11 protein-coding genes and 1 tRNA gene are annotated in these 16,588 nt (G+C 53.1%); 8 read left to right on the top strand and 4 right to left on the bottom strand.

The annotated features are described in order from the left end of the window. Positions 1 to 246: 246 nt before the first annotated feature. The 3 genes from KIH39_RS04795 (at position 247) to KIH39_RS04785 (ending at position 6,220) form a co-directional block, all read left to right on the top strand. A complete protein-coding gene (locus KIH39_RS04795) occupies positions 247 to 1,521 on the top strand; it encodes a hypothetical protein (RefSeq protein WP_213498128.1) in 1,275 nt (424 codons plus the stop codon). Positions 1,522 to 1,630: 109 nt separating this feature from the next. Continuing rightward, the gene (locus tag KIH39_RS04790; RefSeq protein ID WP_213498127.1) at positions 1,631 to 3,073 is read left to right on the top strand and encodes an isopeptide-forming domain-containing fimbrial protein; all 1,443 of its coding nucleotides are present in this window, start codon (positions 1,631 to 1,633) and stop codon (positions 3,071 to 3,073) included. Positions 3,074 to 3,199: 126 nt separating this feature from the next. Next, positions 3,200 to 6,220, top strand: coding sequence for a hypothetical protein (locus KIH39_RS04785; protein ID WP_213498126.1), 3,021 nt, complete (start codon positions 3,200 to 3,202; stop codon positions 6,218 to 6,220). Between the two features lie 5 nt (positions 6,221 to 6,225). Here KIH39_RS04785 and tilS read toward each other — a convergent pair whose 3' ends face one another. Further along, positions 6,226 to 7,185, bottom strand: coding sequence for a tRNA lysidine(34) synthetase TilS (gene tilS / locus KIH39_RS04780; protein ID WP_213498125.1), 960 nt, complete (start codon positions 7,183 to 7,185; stop codon positions 6,226 to 6,228). Positions 7,186 to 7,245: 60 nt separating this feature from the next. On the opposite strand from tilS, the gene KIH39_RS04775 reads away from it, so the two are divergent. Continuing rightward, on the top strand, positions 7,246 to 7,722 hold the full coding sequence (locus KIH39_RS04775) for a DUF2752 domain-containing protein (RefSeq protein ID WP_213498124.1): 477 nt from the start codon (positions 7,246 to 7,248) through the stop codon (positions 7,720 to 7,722). Between the two features lie 15 nt (positions 7,723 to 7,737). After that, entirely contained in the window at positions 7,738 to 8,427 is a 690-nt protein-coding gene (locus KIH39_RS04770; RefSeq protein WP_213498123.1) for a hypothetical protein, read from the top strand. Positions 8,428 to 8,490: 63 nt separating this feature from the next. On the opposite strand, the gene KIH39_RS04765 is transcribed toward KIH39_RS04770, so the two are convergent. Beyond that, the gene (locus KIH39_RS04765) at positions 8,491 to 9,801 is read right to left on the bottom strand and encodes a 3-isopropylmalate dehydratase large subunit (protein WP_213498122.1); all 1,311 of its coding nucleotides are present in this window, start codon (positions 9,799 to 9,801) and stop codon (positions 8,491 to 8,493) included. Positions 9,802 to 9,916: 115 nt separating this feature from the next. After that, complete coding sequence (locus KIH39_RS04760; protein ID WP_213498121.1) at positions 9,917 to 11,740, bottom strand: TIGR03960 family B12-binding radical SAM protein; 1,824 nt, start codon at positions 11,738 to 11,740, stop codon at positions 9,917 to 9,919. An 87-nt stretch (positions 11,741 to 11,827) separates the two neighbouring features. Between KIH39_RS04760 and KIH39_RS04755 the strand changes: the two genes are divergently transcribed. The 3 genes from KIH39_RS04755 to KIH39_RS04745 all read left to right on the top strand — a co-directional run bounded on the left by KIH39_RS04755 (position 11,828) and on the right by KIH39_RS04745 (position 14,911). Beyond that, the gene (locus KIH39_RS04755) at positions 11,828 to 13,405 is read left to right on the top strand and encodes a DUF4214 domain-containing protein (protein WP_213498120.1); all 1,578 of its coding nucleotides are present in this window, start codon (positions 11,828 to 11,830) and stop codon (positions 13,403 to 13,405) included. Positions 13,406 to 13,438: 33 nt separating this feature from the next. Next, complete coding sequence (locus KIH39_RS04750) at positions 13,439 to 14,728, top strand: redoxin domain-containing protein (protein ID WP_213498119.1); 1,290 nt, start codon at positions 13,439 to 13,441, stop codon at positions 14,726 to 14,728. Between the two features lie 109 nt (positions 14,729 to 14,837). Continuing rightward, positions 14,838 to 14,911 (top strand) — tRNA-Pro (locus tag KIH39_RS04745). A gap of 204 nt (positions 14,912 to 15,115) precedes the next feature. Here the strand turns inward: KIH39_RS04745 and KIH39_RS04740 are convergent. Next, a complete protein-coding gene (locus KIH39_RS04740) occupies positions 15,116 to 16,549 on the bottom strand; it encodes a tyrosine-type recombinase/integrase (RefSeq protein WP_213498118.1) in 1,434 nt (477 codons plus the stop codon). Positions 16,550 to 16,588: the final 39 nt, after the last annotated feature.

Genomic DNA, 16,588 nt, shown 5'->3' with positions numbered 1-16,588 from the left:
ACCGGACAAGATAGGCTATTTGGATGGATTATTTCGTTTAAAGCTCTCCTGGCGGGGTAACTGTTCGCTATCGAATCTGTTGAGTTTGCGGAATAAGCGTGCCTTGCCGATTTTTCTTCAAAGTTCAGTCGGTCGGAAAGACGAATACAGGAGTGACGTATGGAATGTATCGGTTCCTCCAACGCGAGGAACCATCGGCAACCGCCGGCGAAAAGCCACGGGCGCAACGACCGGGAGAAGGAAAGTATGAAGCGAACCGCAGGAGCGTTCATGCTGTTGGCCGGCCTTAGTGGCTGCATGACGCCGGAAAAATCCGGGCCGGGTAGCACCTTTGGCCAAGCGAACTACGCTCGACAGGAACTTGCACACGTACAAGGTCCCATGGGTACACCCGTTCCGGTTGGCTACACCGGAACCGCACAATTGACGACTCCTAAAGTCGTTCAAACCAGTTATCTGGATGCCGGCAACTACGGCGGCGTTCAACAAGCCGGACTTTTCCGTGATACCAGCGGTGGTGGATGCACCACTTGCGGTAACGGTTCCGGTGGCGGCTATATAGGCGGCAACCCGGGTGGTGGCGGATTCGGCTCGGATCTGCCCCGATTCCACCCGATGCATAGCGGCATCGTACCGGTTCCCGGTATGGGACCTGCCGGTGCAGTCGCTGCTATCGGTGCACTGCCCGCGGGTGGTCCGCAGATGCCGATCAATGCCCGCACCTCGGTTCGCTTTGCAGAACCGGCTGGCATGAACATCTCCTGGTACGGCCCCAACGGTCTGCCCGAGAATCCACTGCTTCAGTCTCCGGCTCGCTACAACTTCCTTCAGGGTGGCATCTACCGTCTGAAGATCTGGGGTATCCAGAACCAGCCGACGCTGGCTCTGTTCCCGACGCTGGAAGTTTATCCGGCCACGCCGAAGACGGCGACTTACCTGGCCCACAGCTCGGTTCCAGTCTCGTTCTCGGATGAAGACTTCGCACAGGTGGCTTCTGGAAACTTCCTGGTCAAGGTAATCTACCTGCCCGATCCGCAGTTCCAGGATATCAGCACCGTAGCTGGTCCTTCCGAAGTGGTGTCTTCTCGACTGGAACCCGGGGCTGATCCGATTGTCGAAGCTCAGAAACGCGGTACGATTCTGCTCGTGATTCGAGTGGGGAACATCGACCTGCAGGCTCCGTTCACCCCGGCCATGGACGCTCCCAATCCTTATATGGGTGGTCCCGGGGGTCCGGCACCCGCGGCTCCTCCGATGAGCCGGATGATGCCGAGTTCGAATGGTTTAGGCTTCACACCTGGAACGAACATTACGGTTCCTCCGATCTCGGCACCGGCTCCAAGTGCGACCACGAACAACACGGTTCCTCCTCTGGTTCTTCCCAAGACACCAGACATCAGTGCGGCTCCTATAACGCCAACGGTTCCGTCGATCCCGGCGATTCCCGCACCGACGACTACGACGCCTAGCATTCCTGCTACGCCGACCAGTCGACCCAATGTTCTGCCGACCCTGCCCTAATGCCGGATGAAGGTGGAAATTAAATCACGGCGGGATAGTTGCGAGAATCTCTCCAACTATCCCTTTTGTTTTAGACAGAGATACGAAAATACCGATGCGGATTGTTACCATGAAATTCTTCACCGCACTCAGTCTGTTAGCTATCTCGGCCACTTCGCTCCTGGCACAGGGACAACCGAGAGGGCCAATTCCTTCTCCGTTTCTCTACGCCAAGTTCAAGGGGCCGGAGAAAACGAAAATCACCTACTATCCCGGAACCACCTCGGCCGTGACCATATCCGAAGGCACCACACTCGGTTTGCGTCCCGGTTACAACTATCGCTTCGAGATTTCGAACCTCCCCGATTTCCCGGGAACCCGGCTCTATCCTTCGCTGGAAGTGCTGGGCAGCTTGCATTCTCCCCAGGGCATGGATCCGACCAAACATCCGGTTCCCTTTGTTTTGAGCGAGCAGGATATTCGTGAGGCCCTGGCCGGAAAATTGATCAGTAAGGTTTACTACCTCGAAAATCCGGATGTCGCTGCGGGTATGGCCAGCAAGCCGGATGCTCCCCTGGAATTCAACTCTCTAACAGAAGTCGAGGCTCAGAAAGAAGCCCGGGAAAAAGGACGAATCGTTGTCGTGCTGCGAATGGGTGAACGGCCGTACTACCCTTCGGAATTGCAGTTCGAGAATACTCCGGGAACCATTTGGACAGTGGGCTCCTCGCCGATACCGACTCCAGCCGCAGCTCCGCAGTTCTGGCCGTCCGCGATACCCATGTTCGATCCCGTAATTGGGCCGAAGATTTCCAACTACGAATGCCTCCACGATGGGGGGGATCAAAAAACACCGCTGGGGGTCGGAGCGAACAGCCAGTTGTACGGGCTGGATGCTTCGGATACCGCCATCGAGTGGACTGGTTCGAAGGGACGCAAAGTTCAGACTTCTAACCGGGTTTGTATCTGCGTTCCCCGATTCATCGCGCTTCGCTCGTCGACAATCCCCGAAGTGAATCTGGTCGTTCAAGGCCCTAAGGTCAATCTGGGGGCTAACGGCATTCTTCTCGCTCAAATCAAACAACCCGCACTGACCGCCTCATCCATCGATCAGTTGCATGGGGCGATTAGCACCGTTCGTGCCAGTGCCCAGATCGGCCAGCAAGGTCCCCATGCTTTCGACGCGATGCAGCGAGCTACTATCGTAGGTCAAGTTAAGGGGATTAAAGTCGCGACTGAGTCAATCGAGGCAGAAGATCTGACCTTCTTCCCGAATTGCACTCTGATGCTACAGAAGCGTGTGGAACCGCTCAATCCGGAGAAGATAGGCGAAGTGGTGACTTTCACTCTGCGGTATTACAACCCCACGGTGGAACCGATCAGCGATGTGGTTGTATCTGACAGCCTCACCGCCCGTCTGGAGTACCTACTCGACTCCGCCAAGAGCGATCGACCGATGACTCTGACCATTTCTCCGAACGAAGCAGGTTCAGTGGTTCTGAAATGGACTCTGTCCGATCGATTGATGCCGGGTCAATCGGGCGTCATCACCTTCAAAGCCAAAATTCGCTAAGCTCGCTGGAGCCGGACCGCTTCTATCCGGCTCCCTCTTGCTCCCTTTTGCCACTTCGGTTACAAGCAAGACGATTGTCTGAGGAGATCGCCCATCTCCGCAAGTCAGGCAAAAGGAGTTGCTTGCATGCGCTGCCACAATCGGGGCAATATCGGCTATTTACTCATAGCCATCGTTCCCTTCTTAGCTACCGTTTCACTTTGCAATGTAAAGCTTGCATTCGCGCAGTCTTCTGTCCATCGAAATGGCTTCGAAAGCAAGCAACCCTTCTGGTTGAGCAGTGAAAACAACGTCAAGTACGAAGAAAAATCGCATAGCGTCACTGATGCTTTCGCTCACCGGGGAACTTACTCCGAGCAGATCATCCTAAATTGCGATCAAGGTAAGAACGACAACAATTTTATCTTCTACACCTATAAGACGCCCCAGGCTCCCATTTCCGAGGAGTTGACAGCCAGCGTCTATATTCGCGGTAGTAAGCAGGGCGTCCAACTCCTCGCCCGAGCGGTTTTGCCTCGCGAGCGCGACCCACAGAATCTGGGCGAACCGCTGACGGTATTTCTAGTCGGAGACACTCTTAAGCATGTCCGTTCCTGGCAGCGGCTCGATCTGCCTAGACCTCGAAAACTACTACAGGAACAGCAGCAAAAGCTTCGTCAGGAACTCAAAAAAGACATCGATTTGACGGATGCTTATATCGATCGACTGATTCTGAACTTGTACACCGGGCCAGGGACCGTGGAAGTTCAGATAGACGATCTGGAAATCAGTCCGGTCGTGGCACCCAACGTCGCTGCACCGACTTTGAATGGCGAGAAAAGCACCGCCATGCCCGACCTTCCCAAAGGACACGTCTCGCCACCCGGTTCCGGTTCTACGGTACCTCTGGTGACACCCACGCGAAATCCCAAGGGAATGCAGGTTCGCTTTGAGGGAGGGAAGATTCGAATCGATGGACAGCCTTTCTTTCCCCGGGTAATCCGTTACTCGGGCGGTGGCAATCTTAAAGAGCTCAAAGATAAAGGTTTCAATACCCTGTTCCTGGATGGCGACACCGATCAGAAAGTTATTGACGAAGCCGTGGGTAACGGCCTTTGGCTGATTCCCCGTATGCCCTTGCTGGGAGATTCCAAACCGGCCAACCAACTCACGAGTCGTCAGGCCAATTCCGATCTGCCCGTGGCAAATACGAATTCCACGGAAGCTTTAACGGCGGCTTTGACCAAGTATTCCAGGGGCGATGGAGTTCTCGCCTACGATTTGGGGCCAGGCCGCTCTTCTGAACAAATTAGTCTCGTTTCACGGACCGCCGCGGCTATTCGTGCCTCGGATCCCAGCCGCCCGCGCAGCGTGGATGTATGGGACGGCGCACGTCGTTATTCAACGCAAGTCGAAATGATCAGCCTGCATCGCAATCCACTGCTTACAAGCCTGGAATTAACGAGTCATCGGGATTTCCTGATGCAGCGAACACTCCTGGCGGGCGAAGGGGTCTTCACCTGGTCCTGGGTTCAGACTCACGTACCCGACTGGCAGGTGAAGCTGCTGTATGGTCGAGATAACGTCAACGATCTGAACGAAGGATTCAACCCGACCCCGGAGCAGATTCGAATTTTGACCTATTTAAGCATCGCTTGCGGGGCCAAGGGAATCGGTTACTGGTCGGATCGTTTTCTGACGGACGTGCGACATGGGAAAGAACGTCTCTTGATGATGGCCTTGCTCAATCAAGAATTGACGATGCTGGAACCGGTGTTGCAATCGATTCGCACTGCGCCTACCTGGCACGATGTGCCGGGAAAACCGGATGTGAAATTCGCTGTTTTGCGTGGGGAACGTGGTATTCTGGTGATTCCAGTTTGGCTGGGAGCTGGTTCGCAATTCGTACCCGCTCAGGGAGCTGTAGGGGATCTCACTATCGTGGTACCACTGGTACCGACGAACATGGCCATCTGGGAAATCACTCCGGGCCGCGTGCAGAGTCTGCAGCTTAACAGTAAGGAAGTCGTCGGCGGTACCAAGGTTGTTATTCCCGAATTCGATTTAACCACCGCGATCGTTTTTACCAATGATCAGGAGCAGAATGGCTTAGTGGCGAGATGGCAGGATTACAGCCAGCGCGTAACGCGTCAGGCCGCTGAATGGGCTGTCGAATTAGCCGACTTGGAATTCGAGCGAGTCAAGAAGCAGCACGCCGATCTGGAAGGGGTTGCCCCCGCACTGGATCTGGCGGCGGGACTGTTAATCCAAGCCCAGAATCGACTCGATTCCGCGCGAAGCTTACTCACGCAGAAAAAAGATGAGCTGGCCTATCAGGAATCGATGCGAGTACTGCGACCGTTGCGAGCCTTGATGCGAGCTCAATGGGAAACCGCAGTGAAGCGGCTCGATTTCGCTTCTGCCAGCCCTTACGCCGTGAGCTACCAAACTCTTCCGCAGCACTATCGGCTGGAAAGCCGGCTTGGCGAATTGAGCCTCGGTGCCAATCTGTTACGCGACGGCGATTTTGAAGGAAAGAGCCGACAGGTATTCTCCAAACCCAATGGTGATGAAGTGGAATTACCGCAGGGTTGGAGTGTCCAGCAGGCCACGCTCGATTCCGTCGATTTGGAAGCGGGGCTCATCGACAGTAAGATTGCGAAAGTCACTCTCCCTCCGAAGAAGCCCGAACCCAAGCGAGATATTTATCGCCCGTCCAGCATGTCGCGGATTCCGGAAAAATCGGATCCGCTGCAGCCCGATCTGGGCGAATCCTGTCTGCGACTGATGGTGACTGCTAAAGACGTGAATACACCCAGCGGCAAAAAAATGTACGCTCCCAGCCTTCTCGATCGAACCTTTTTGGCAGTGCATTCTCCACCGGTTCGCGTTCAGCCGGGTACCTGGGTTCGTATCTCGGGATGGTATTACATCGCCCAACCTCTGCGGGGTAGCGCGGACGGTTTATTGATCTACGACAGCGCGGGTGGCGAGAGCCTCGGAGTCCGAGCTACCGATATTACACAGGGCTGGAAGCAGTTCCGTCTTTATCGTCGCGTTCCGGATAGCGGAACGATTTGGGTGAGCATGGTTCTAACCGCCATGGGTCAGGCTTTCATCGACGATCTCAAGATCGAGCCTTACCTGAACACTCCACCAGAAAAGTAAGTGAATTAAAACGGTTCCAACAAGAGAACCCGACCGTCATTTATTATGCGGATTCGGCCGGGGAAATCTGCCCGGGCCTGTCCATCCCGGATCATTGCGACAAGCGAACTCCAGTGGTTCTGGGTCATATCGCCCGCGCTCCAGTTCTCTCGAATCCACAGCAATCGCACCATCTCTTTGAGTAGAACGTCGTTCGACGGGAGAAGCTTCCTTTTGATCACGATTGTTCTCCCGGCACGTGCGGCTTCACAATCTCGGAGCGCAGATTCCGCCAGCCCGCCGAGATAGTTCTGCACTTCCCCCGCCTGCTCGGCCAACCGCCCTAACAGTTCAACCAGCGCCGGACTTTCTTCCTTCAGCACAGGCAGAATCTTATGTCGAATCCTGTTGCGGGTGAATTGCGAGTCCAGATTTGATGAATCGCTACAGAACGATTGCCCCAACTGCTGAAGATAAGCCTCAATTTCGGATCGCGTAACCTTCAATAATGGGCGAATCACTTCAACGTTTTCGCCGAGCATTCGCTTCGGGCTGATTCCCTGAAGCCCCTGCAATCCCGTGCCCCGCAGAATTCGATGAATCACGGTCTCCGCCTGGTCATCCGCGGTATGACCAGTCGCCACCCAGCTAGCGTGATGTTTTCGAGCGACCCTTAATAGAAATTCGTAGCGGATCCCCCGGCAAACATTTTCCAGACTGGCTTCTTCGGTTCGCGATTTGACATCGACAGAATCCAACTCGAGGGTAAGATTCTCCGCGCGAGCCAATTGAACGACGAATGCCGCATCCCGGTCGCTTTCGTTCCCTCGTAGCTGGTGATTGAGATGCGCCAGTACCGGACGGCAGCCCATTTGGCAAAGAACGCGTGTCAGACAGACACTGTCTGCTCCGCCCGAGAGGGCGATAATCCCGCTCGTCTGTAAATCGGGTAAAATAAGTTGATCGGCGAAAGGAATTGCTTTCACTTCGTCGGTTTTTGGGGTTGCGTTCTTTAGAGGTTCGTGTATTTCCACACGGGGTTTTATATGGCTTCCCACAGTGAAGCACAGCAAGCTCGAGCCGTACGGTACTGGGTCCGAGGTGGGCTCTTCCTCGTAGCTCTGGGCTTGACCGCAATCTTCATAACGGCTTGGAAACTGAATCCGTACGACGATTCGGGCCAGGCTTTGAAGATGGAAACGCACACGCAGCTGGGGCTGCCGCCGTGCCGTTTTGTAACACTGTTCGGTAAGCCGTGTCCCTCTTGCGGCATGACAACGAGTTTCTCTTTGTTGATGCACGGGGACATCGGGGGATCATTACAAGCAAACTGGGTGGGAACACTCCTGGCAATAAGCTGGCTGGCGTTAATCCCCTGGTCCGTACTGGTCAGTTTTCGAGGGAAGTATCTCTGGATTCGATCCCTCGAAAAGGCTTCGTATATCGCTGTTTTGATATTCACGTTGCTGATGCTGGTACGGTGGGGAATCGTTCTGCTGGAGCTCTGGTTAGCGAAACGCTGACAAAGGGGGATGGGCATGGAAGCGAAATGGAAACGGCGATGCCTGAGTATCGTCCTGATTATCGTGGCGGGCATGGGTTGCAATCCTGTTCTGGCTCCTTTCCTTCTCGGGAAAGACGACACGCAAACTCCCTCGGAATTTGCTCTCAAGGTGCCGGCGAAACGGACCAAGGATCATGAAGATGCCAAGGTCGTTGTGCTGGTCTCGACCCAACCCGGCATCTCTTCGGAATTCATAGGCATCGATCGTTCGTTGAGCATCGATGTGGTCCGAATTCTGGATGAAAACCTGAAGCGAAACAAGGAAAAAGTCTCCGTTGTATCGGCTCAGCAAGTTGAAAAATGGAAGTCAGACAATACCGGCTGGTCGTTGCTTTCGCCGGTGGAAATCGGCCAGAAATTCAACGCGGATTACGTGATCAACATCGAAATCCAGAAGGATTTCCGAATCTATGAACCTCGAACGGGCCGTCAGTTGATGAAGGGCCAGGCGAACATCTCGATCAACGCTTATGAGATGGCGAAGGCGACCGAAGAGCCCGCCTACAAGACCGAGATGAATCTGGATTATCCGCACGGCCGGCTAGTCGAGGCTTCGGATATCACCCCTTCGAAGTTCCAGATCGAATTCATTCGTAAGATGGCAAACGAAATTGTCTGGAAGTTTACCGCACACCAGCAGATTGATCGCTACTCGGCGGATTGATCGGGCGACGGATTTGAAATTAGAAAGCGATAGAGCCAGTGAATCTCACTGGCTCTTTTTTTATTAGACAAGCAGATCGCGGGGATCGGTTATCTCCCCTTTCAGAGCGCTGGCTGCAACAGTCATGGGTGAAGCCAGGAAAACTTTTGCCTCTTTGTGTCCCATTCGGCCCGGGAAATTTCGATTCGTTGTGCTAATGCAACTGATCGGCGTATTCAATCGGCCAAAGGTATCCGAAGGTCCGCCGAGGCAAGCCGCACAGGAAGCCTCTCCGATTTTCGCCCCAGCGTTGAGGAATATATTTTCCAGGGAAACGCCGCCGATGGTTTCGGTCTTCAAGGCACTGGCGACTTCGGTAGTCGCGGGCACGACGAAGGTGTCGATTCGAACCGATTTACCTTTGAGAATATTCGCGGCCGCGATGAAGTCGGTAATCTTGCCGCCGGTGCAAGAGCCGATGTAGGCGCGATCCAGGTGTGTTCCCCGAACTTGCGACACGAAGGCTTTATTGTCCGGGCTATGCGGCTTGGCGATCACCGGCTCCAGCTTGGAAACATCGTAGACTTTTTCGAAAATGAATTTCGCATCACTATCCGATTTAAAGACCGTATACGGCCTGTTTCCAGCATTTCGCTTGTTCACGTAATCGAGTGTCAGCTGATCGGGATAGATCACCCCATTTTTGCCACCTGCCTCGATGACCATATTGCATAGGGTCATTCGCTCTTCAATGTTCAGAGCATAAACACCATCGCCATCGAATTCCATCGCCCGATAGGTGGCTCCATCACAGCCAATATCGCCAATAACAGCCAGAATCAAATCCTTGGCCATCAGATAGGGCGGCATCTTTCCATGAAATACGAATCGCATGGTGGGCGGAACTTTCAGCCAGGTTTTGCCGGTTCCCATGGTGAAACCCGCATCGGTATTACCAACACCCGTGGCGAATTCGCCAAAAGCCCCGGCAGTGCAGGTATGGCTATCGGTTCCCAGAAGCACTTCGCCAGGACGGGTATGGCCTTCTTCGGGCAATGCGATATGGCATACGCCTTTGTATCGGTTGGTGCCAACATCGTAGAAGTAAGGCAGATTCTGTTCTTTTGCGAAATCCCGCAGAACGTCGACATTCCGGTTAGCCATTGCATCCTTGGTGAAGATGTAATGGTCGGGAATGATCACAACCTTTTCTCGATCCCACACTTTGGCCTCGACTCCGCCAAAATGCTTTTTGAAAATCCCTATCGTTCCGGGGCCGCAAACATCATGAGTCATCAAGACATCGACATTAACCCAGACATTGTCGCCTGGAGAAACCGAATCCCGGCCCGCCGCCTTAGCGAGTATCTTTTCCGTCATCGTCATAGGATGCATCTATTCTTACTCCTCGCAAATATTCTTCATAACTTCATTGTACGATACGACCGAAAAGAAGTTATCGCCCTCACGGAGCCAATAACAGTTTGGCTATTTTTCGCCTCGAATTGAATTACCGAACGGCCTCCGCCATGACGCCCAGCTGAATAGTGGCCCGGCCCTGCTCTTTTTCCAGATACGCCCGCCCTTTTTTCACATTGACGTGGTCCCAAGGCAAGACTTCACTGATGGACCTTTGCCGGTGCGAGTAGAAATCGACATCGATTCCTAAATCCCGGAAGCTTTCCCACCATAGGCAGGGATTGAATTTTTCTTTCCAACCATCGAGGCGGGCTCCCCGTTTCCAGGCTTCGTACAGCCCCGGAGCTACACGCCGATCCCCCCGCGTCAGAATTCCTTCCAGAAGGCTTGTCTCGATGTCGTGCTGCTTGATCGTCACGCTGCGGATTCGTACCTTGCTTCGCAGATACTGCCCGGCCCACTTGAAATAATCTCGAGTCTGCATGCCATTCCATTGATACGGCGTATGCGGCTTGGGAACGAAGTTGGAAACACTAGCGGTTACGTCCGCAAATCGACCTCGGACTTCTTTGCCAATCCGTGCAATTGTCTCCGCCATTTCAATAATGCCATCGAGATCGACTGGTCTTTCGCCGGGCAAGCCACAGAGGAAGTATAACTTCACACGCTCCCAGCCGTTTTTAAAAGCCTCGCGGCATCCTTCGTAGAGATCGTCGTTTTTAATTTTCTTGCGAATCTGTTCCCGCATATCATCTCGGGCGACTTCCGGTGCCAGAGTCAGTCCACCGCGTCTTACGCCTCGAATCAGTCCGGGAAGAGTGCGTAACTGATGATTAATCCGAAGGCTGGGTAGCGAAACATTCACCCCGAGCGGAGTGAAGACTTCCTGCATGCGCTTCACCAATTCTTCGAAGTAGGGGTAATCGCTGCTCGAGAGGCTCAGTAGCGATATTTCATTGGTTCCCGTATTTCGATAGCTTTCGAGTGCGGCCTGGACAATCGTTTCCACGCTCCGCATGCGCAGCGGTCTCTTGATCGTCGTCGACTGGCAAAACCGGCATTGATGCGGGCAGCCGCGCATGATCTCGATGGCGATGCGATCGTGCGGAGTCTGAACGTAGGGCACCACAGGCTTGGTGGGGAGCGGAATATCATCGAAATCCTTCTGAATGGTGCAGGACGTGATTTCCCGCGGCACGTCCGGGCGGGTGCGATGCATCGCAGCAATAGTGCCATCAGAATGATATTCGGGCTCATAAAAATCGGGGGCGTACGCCCAACTGGCTTTGCTCACCAATTGAGCGAGAGACTCTCTGCGGCGTTCGTAGCTCATGTCGCCTGCTTGCCGCGCTTCTTCCTTCAAGCTCAGCCATTGCTCCATGACCCAGGGCAAACTTTCTTCCCCATCGCCAATAATAAAAAGATCGATAAAGGGAGCGAGCAATTCCGGGTTCTGAGCTCCGGGGCCGCCAGCAATCACCAGAGGATGATCGAAATTTCTATCTTTATTGAAATGGGGTATTTGCCCCAGATCCAGCATGGTCAGTACGTTCGTATAGCTCACTTCGTACTGTAAGCTGAAACCGACGGCATCAAACTCTCCCAGCGGGGTAAATGTTTCCAACGAGTAGAGTGGCAGGTTATTTTTCCGAAGAAGGGCTTCCCAGTCACTCCAGGGAGTAAAGGCCCTTTCGCAAGCCCATTGAGGGTCGCGGTTCAGCAGACTGTAAAGAACCTGAAGGCCATGATGGCTCATCCCCAACGTGTACGTGTCAGGAAATGCCATGCAGATTTTGCCGCGAATCGTTCGATGATCTTTCACGACGGCGTTCAACTCGCCGCCGGCATAGGCCGCGGGAGTCTGAACCTTTGGCAACAGAAGAAGAACTTTCTCCTTCAATTGTTCGTTCAACATCGTGTTTCCTCGTCCGGAATTCATTCCCTTGCCAAATTATCGCACTCTGTAAGAATAGGGTTAACGAATCGCTTTGCGAGCCTCAACATGATGCGAATTTCACTGGTCAGTCTTGTCGCGGTGACGGTGCTGGCAACGAGTCCGACAATAGCGACCGATCCGCGGTTCGACGCCGCACAGTTCGTGCGATCCGTCTATTTAAGTTATCTGGATCGCGAGCCGGATGCGGCGGGCGTTGCCAATCTGGTCCAGCAGCTACGTAATGGCACCACACCATCCGATATTAAAGCTTCCATACTTTCCTCTCAGGAATTTTATCAGCGCTGCCAGAATAATCCTCGCCTCTGGGTAGCTTCGCTCTACGCGAAAGTCCTCAATAGAAATGGTAAGCCGTTCGAAATCAATCAGTGGATGGATCGAATCAATGTCAATAACGGCGACCGGCTCCTGGTTGCCCGAGAATTTTTAGCGACTCCTGAAGCCAACGGAATCTCTGGCAACATCATCCCGCCTCCCATTGTAGAGGATATTCCTGCAAAACTCGTAAGCGTCGCTCATCAATTGCATCAGTCAGTCCAAAGTGAGATTCCGCCTGCACTCAGCAACCTCGCGCGGGTGCAGGCTAATAACTATTTGAAGACTTGCATCAGTTCCCAGCCCATTCTGACGAATCCGGCTGCAAATCCGATTTTAGCTCAGCAATCTCTCGTAAACTGCGAACGAGCGCTGATTGCCTTTCGAACGACCTTAAATGACCTTCCCGTTTCAGCTCCAATGTCCCGGAGACGGTTGCAGCAATCCAACGAATTGCTGGAAGCGATTCGCAATGGACTTACCGGCGGTGTTGTGATTCAGCCGCCAGTCGTGCCTCCTATCGGTCCGGGCTTTGATAATCCGGGATATGAATTTTTCAGCCGTCAGATGGCCGAGCTGGCGCGGGATAGCTCTCAGATGGTTTACCTGATTCGCACGATTCTGGGGCGGAGCCTGACTTACACCCAGTTGTTGAACGAAATGGAAAATTTCTCTGCGAATGTGGATCGGGCGCGCGACAAACTTCGAAACGGCATCACGCTCCTTCAATTTCAGGCAGACATCCAAGCCTTGCGAAAACAGGCAAACAGCATCAACTCACGATTCAATGCGGGAATCGTTGATTCTCGAGTGACTGAAACCTGGTACGCTACAAATCGGGTTTTAAACCAGATCGCCGAGCGGGCAGGCCTCAATGGAGGCTCTTATATTAACCCGAACTCTACACCGGTAATTTCTCCGACGTTTAACCAGCTTCCCTATCAAGTCGTTCCGAATAATTCCGCGCCGCCGAGATCTAAAGTGATCGAGCTAATCGATCAGGCACTTTCTCAGACCGACACCATCCTGATAGCAAATAATGCCCTGCTTTTCCAATACCCATCTCTCGCCCGATATCTCGCCCAGATGAAGTCCTTTCGAGCTTCTCTCGTTTCCTTCCGAGCGGATGCCATCAGTGGCATGAACCCAACTCTATTGTCGCAACGGGTGGAACAGCTGAATGCTTCTCTCCGAGGAGCGGAGACGCTGTATAACCAGATAGGCATTACCGCCAAACAGAATAGCGTTCAGGAAATGAGAAATCTCTATAGTCTTCTGACCCAAATCAGCCGGCAGATTTATCAGCGGTAAATAGAACGATACTCCCTCCAAGTAGAGATAATTATGAAAATAGTTCTAGCGGGCCTTCTATTGATAGGGGTTTGCGGTTACGCAACCGCTCAATCGGTGCAGATTAATCCCTTGCCGGCTTCGCCCGCGGCAAACGCTCCTCAAGGTGTCAAGCCCCCTGTGGCGAAAAGCGAAGCTCAGAATAAACTAGAAGCCGCTCTCGATGCCGCTGCCAAAACTCTTGCGGAAAGCAAAGCTTTCAGCTTGAAACAGGAAAGTTCCTGGAGCTTTGTACTCGGTGATCAAACCAAAGAAGGCAAGAACGTATTCGAAACTCTGGTCCTCAAACCGAATCAATTTTTGATCAAAGCCTACAGTGCAGAAAAGCCGGAAAATGCTTTTACGGTAATCTCGGATGGCAAATCAGTCGTTCGTCTGCTTCCCGCGGGAAAGATTTATTCCATCGATGAAACCGTGAAGGTCTTTGAAGAGTTACCTGATGATGCGATGACCAATCAGGTATTGGAGGGGTCGTATATTCCTCATCTGATTCGACCCAACCTGCGCGGCGCCTTTTTTGATATGATCGATCGAATTGAAGAATATACGCCTGAGAAGAGCGAGGCAAATATCGAGCACTTCAAAGTTCATCTGGATAACAAGAAAGAGTTGACGATCTCCATTCAAACCGGCGCCCAGGCTCGGATTATCAAATTGATCACTAGCAACACACTTCCTCTGGACAAGAAGAAATCTGCTGTGATGACCATCACTACCAGTCTGGATTGGAACTTTCAAGCACAGGCGGAACCCGAGCAGTTCTCGGTCAAAATCCCGCAAGGATTGAAAAAAGTCGACGATCTGCTTCAGTTTCTCAGTTTCGGGGATGCGGCGGAACTTCTCGGACAGAAACTACCCAGTCTGGTTTTCAAGGACCTGGAAGGGAAAGAAGTGAAGATCTCGGATCATAAGGATCAGATAATCATGCTTTACTTCTATGCCAGTTGGGCGGCCCCCAGCGCCGAAGATATGCCGAATGTCAACCGTTTCATAGACACTTACACGAAAAAAGGGGCGGCAATGTACGCAATCAATGTTGCGGAATCGGTGGCCGTCATCAAAAAGTTGAATGAAAAAAATGGCTACAAAGGCACGATCTTGAGGGACGAAAAGGGGGCCGCTCTCGCTCAATTGAATCTCACTTCATTGCCGGTTTCGATTCTGGTCGGTAAAGACGGCACTCTTCAGGGGATCTATAAGGGCAGTAAACTCGAGGTGAAACAACAATTGCGAAAGGACCTTGAAGTACTGCTCTCGGGCAAGACCTTGATCGAGAAAAAGTAGGATCGGGGATGCTCGATCCAAAACGAATGGCTTTCGCTGATTCTCCGATTTTATCAGAGTGTGAACCTGCCCCTTTCCTCGGAAGTCCTTTTCATACAATATTCGTTCACGGGCCGTAGCTCAGTTTGGTAGAGCGCTTGGTTTGGGACCAAGAAGTCGTAGGTTCAAATCCTATCGGCCCGATTTTTCTCTTCCGTTCTTCTCGCCCAGTAAAAAACCGTTTCACTCTATGAATCCCTTGGTTTTCGTCACTCATCCCACCCAGTAAGCCCGGCTTGGCCGTTTACCTTCCTTGACGTTCTGGTTGTCTAATTTGTCTTATCGCTGTCCGCTTTTAGTACAAACGGGAGTACAAACGGAGATTTCGACCTTTCCAGGCGGACCCCTTCAAGCCGTTTCCCGGGCGGAAATTTTCACCAGGACGGGCGGGGGTGGGTTGCTCAAAGAAAGCTCCGGCAGTCCGTCCAGCGCTCCGCGAACGTCCAACAATTTCGGATCGGTGTATGTGTTCATCGTCAGAGAAATATCTGAGTGACGCATGGCCGCTTGTGCCGTTCGAGGGGAAACCCCTGCCTTGCTGAGCAGAGTTCCGAACGTGGTACGCATGGCATGAACGTCCAAGGTCCGGCCGCGATCATCTACTTTGGGGATGCCCGCTGCTTTTAAATCTCGGTCGAAAGTTCGGATCATCTGAGCTGGTACCGCAAAGAGTTTCGTCTGAGCAGGCAATTCGCGAGGGATTGACTCGCCGCGGGCCCGGGCCAGATCTTGAAGGGCTCGAAGCTTGTCCGCCAGCCAGTGCCGCAGATCATCCGCCAGATCGTCACGAATGGGGATTACACTACCTGTTCGATTCTTTTCGTCTGCCGCATCGAGGTAGGCATGAGGGGAAGAACCCGCCAGGGACAATTTCGCCACGGTCAGAGAAGCCAGCTCGCCACGGCGCAGACCGGTCAGAACCAAAGTTTTGTAGATCAGTGCCCTTTCCCGTCCTATTTGCTCCAGCCTGACTTTCAGTTCGTCAGACACATTCGCGGCCAGTTGCCCTTTTCGCTCGCCGCGGCGGATCATCAAAGCTTCCTTCAGCGGCCGCTCTTTCGCCACCTGGAGCAACCGCCGCAGCTCTTCCGCTGTCATGGCTCGCCGCTGCCTTCGAGGATCCGCGTCTTCGTTAGCTTTCCGGACCAATCGGAAAGGGTTATCGAGTAACCTTTCAGTAGCAACACACCAGTTGCAAAACGCGTTCAGCGCTTCCCGGTGGGCGTTCCGCGAACGTGCCGACATGCCGTCGACGATTCGATTGGCCAGCCACTTCTCGAAGGATTCTCGCCGCATGCTGAGCAATGTAACAAAGCTGCATTCTTCCGCGAGCCGATTTAGATACCGCCTGGAGTTCTCGCGGTGAACCTTCGTAACTTCCTTGGATCTCAAATAGTGTTCAAACGCGTCGAAGTGCTCGGCGATAGGCTTAGGCGTTTGCTTCTCCAGCTTCTCTTCAGCCGGCGTGATAATCCCTTTTCGAACCCGTTCCGCTTGCCGTTCGTATTTTTCGAGTTCCTTTCGCGCGTTGGCTTCGTCCTTGCATTCAGTGCACGTAACAACGACTAGATTGGAGCTGTCTCGATATTTGGCGTACCAGTGCTTTGAAAAAATGCAGATTCGAAACTGGCCTTTGTCTTTGCCAGTCTGAACCGTTCGGACTTCTTCTTTTCGTTTTTTGCCGTTCTGAATCCAGACCGCGAAACGCTTCCCGTCGCGAGTGATGATGTTCGCTTCGGGTGGAACGGACTTCCACGTAGTCTGTTTGAAAATGGAACCCATGCAGAGACCTTTCTGGAAAGCGGACCTGGCGAGGGGGCT

It is taken from the genome of Telmatocola sphagniphila, assembly GCF_018398935.1.
Classification (GTDB): domain Bacteria; phylum Planctomycetota; class Planctomycetia; order Gemmatales; family Gemmataceae; genus Telmatocola; species Telmatocola sphagniphila.
This window is presented reverse-complemented; position numbering and strand designations above follow the sequence as displayed.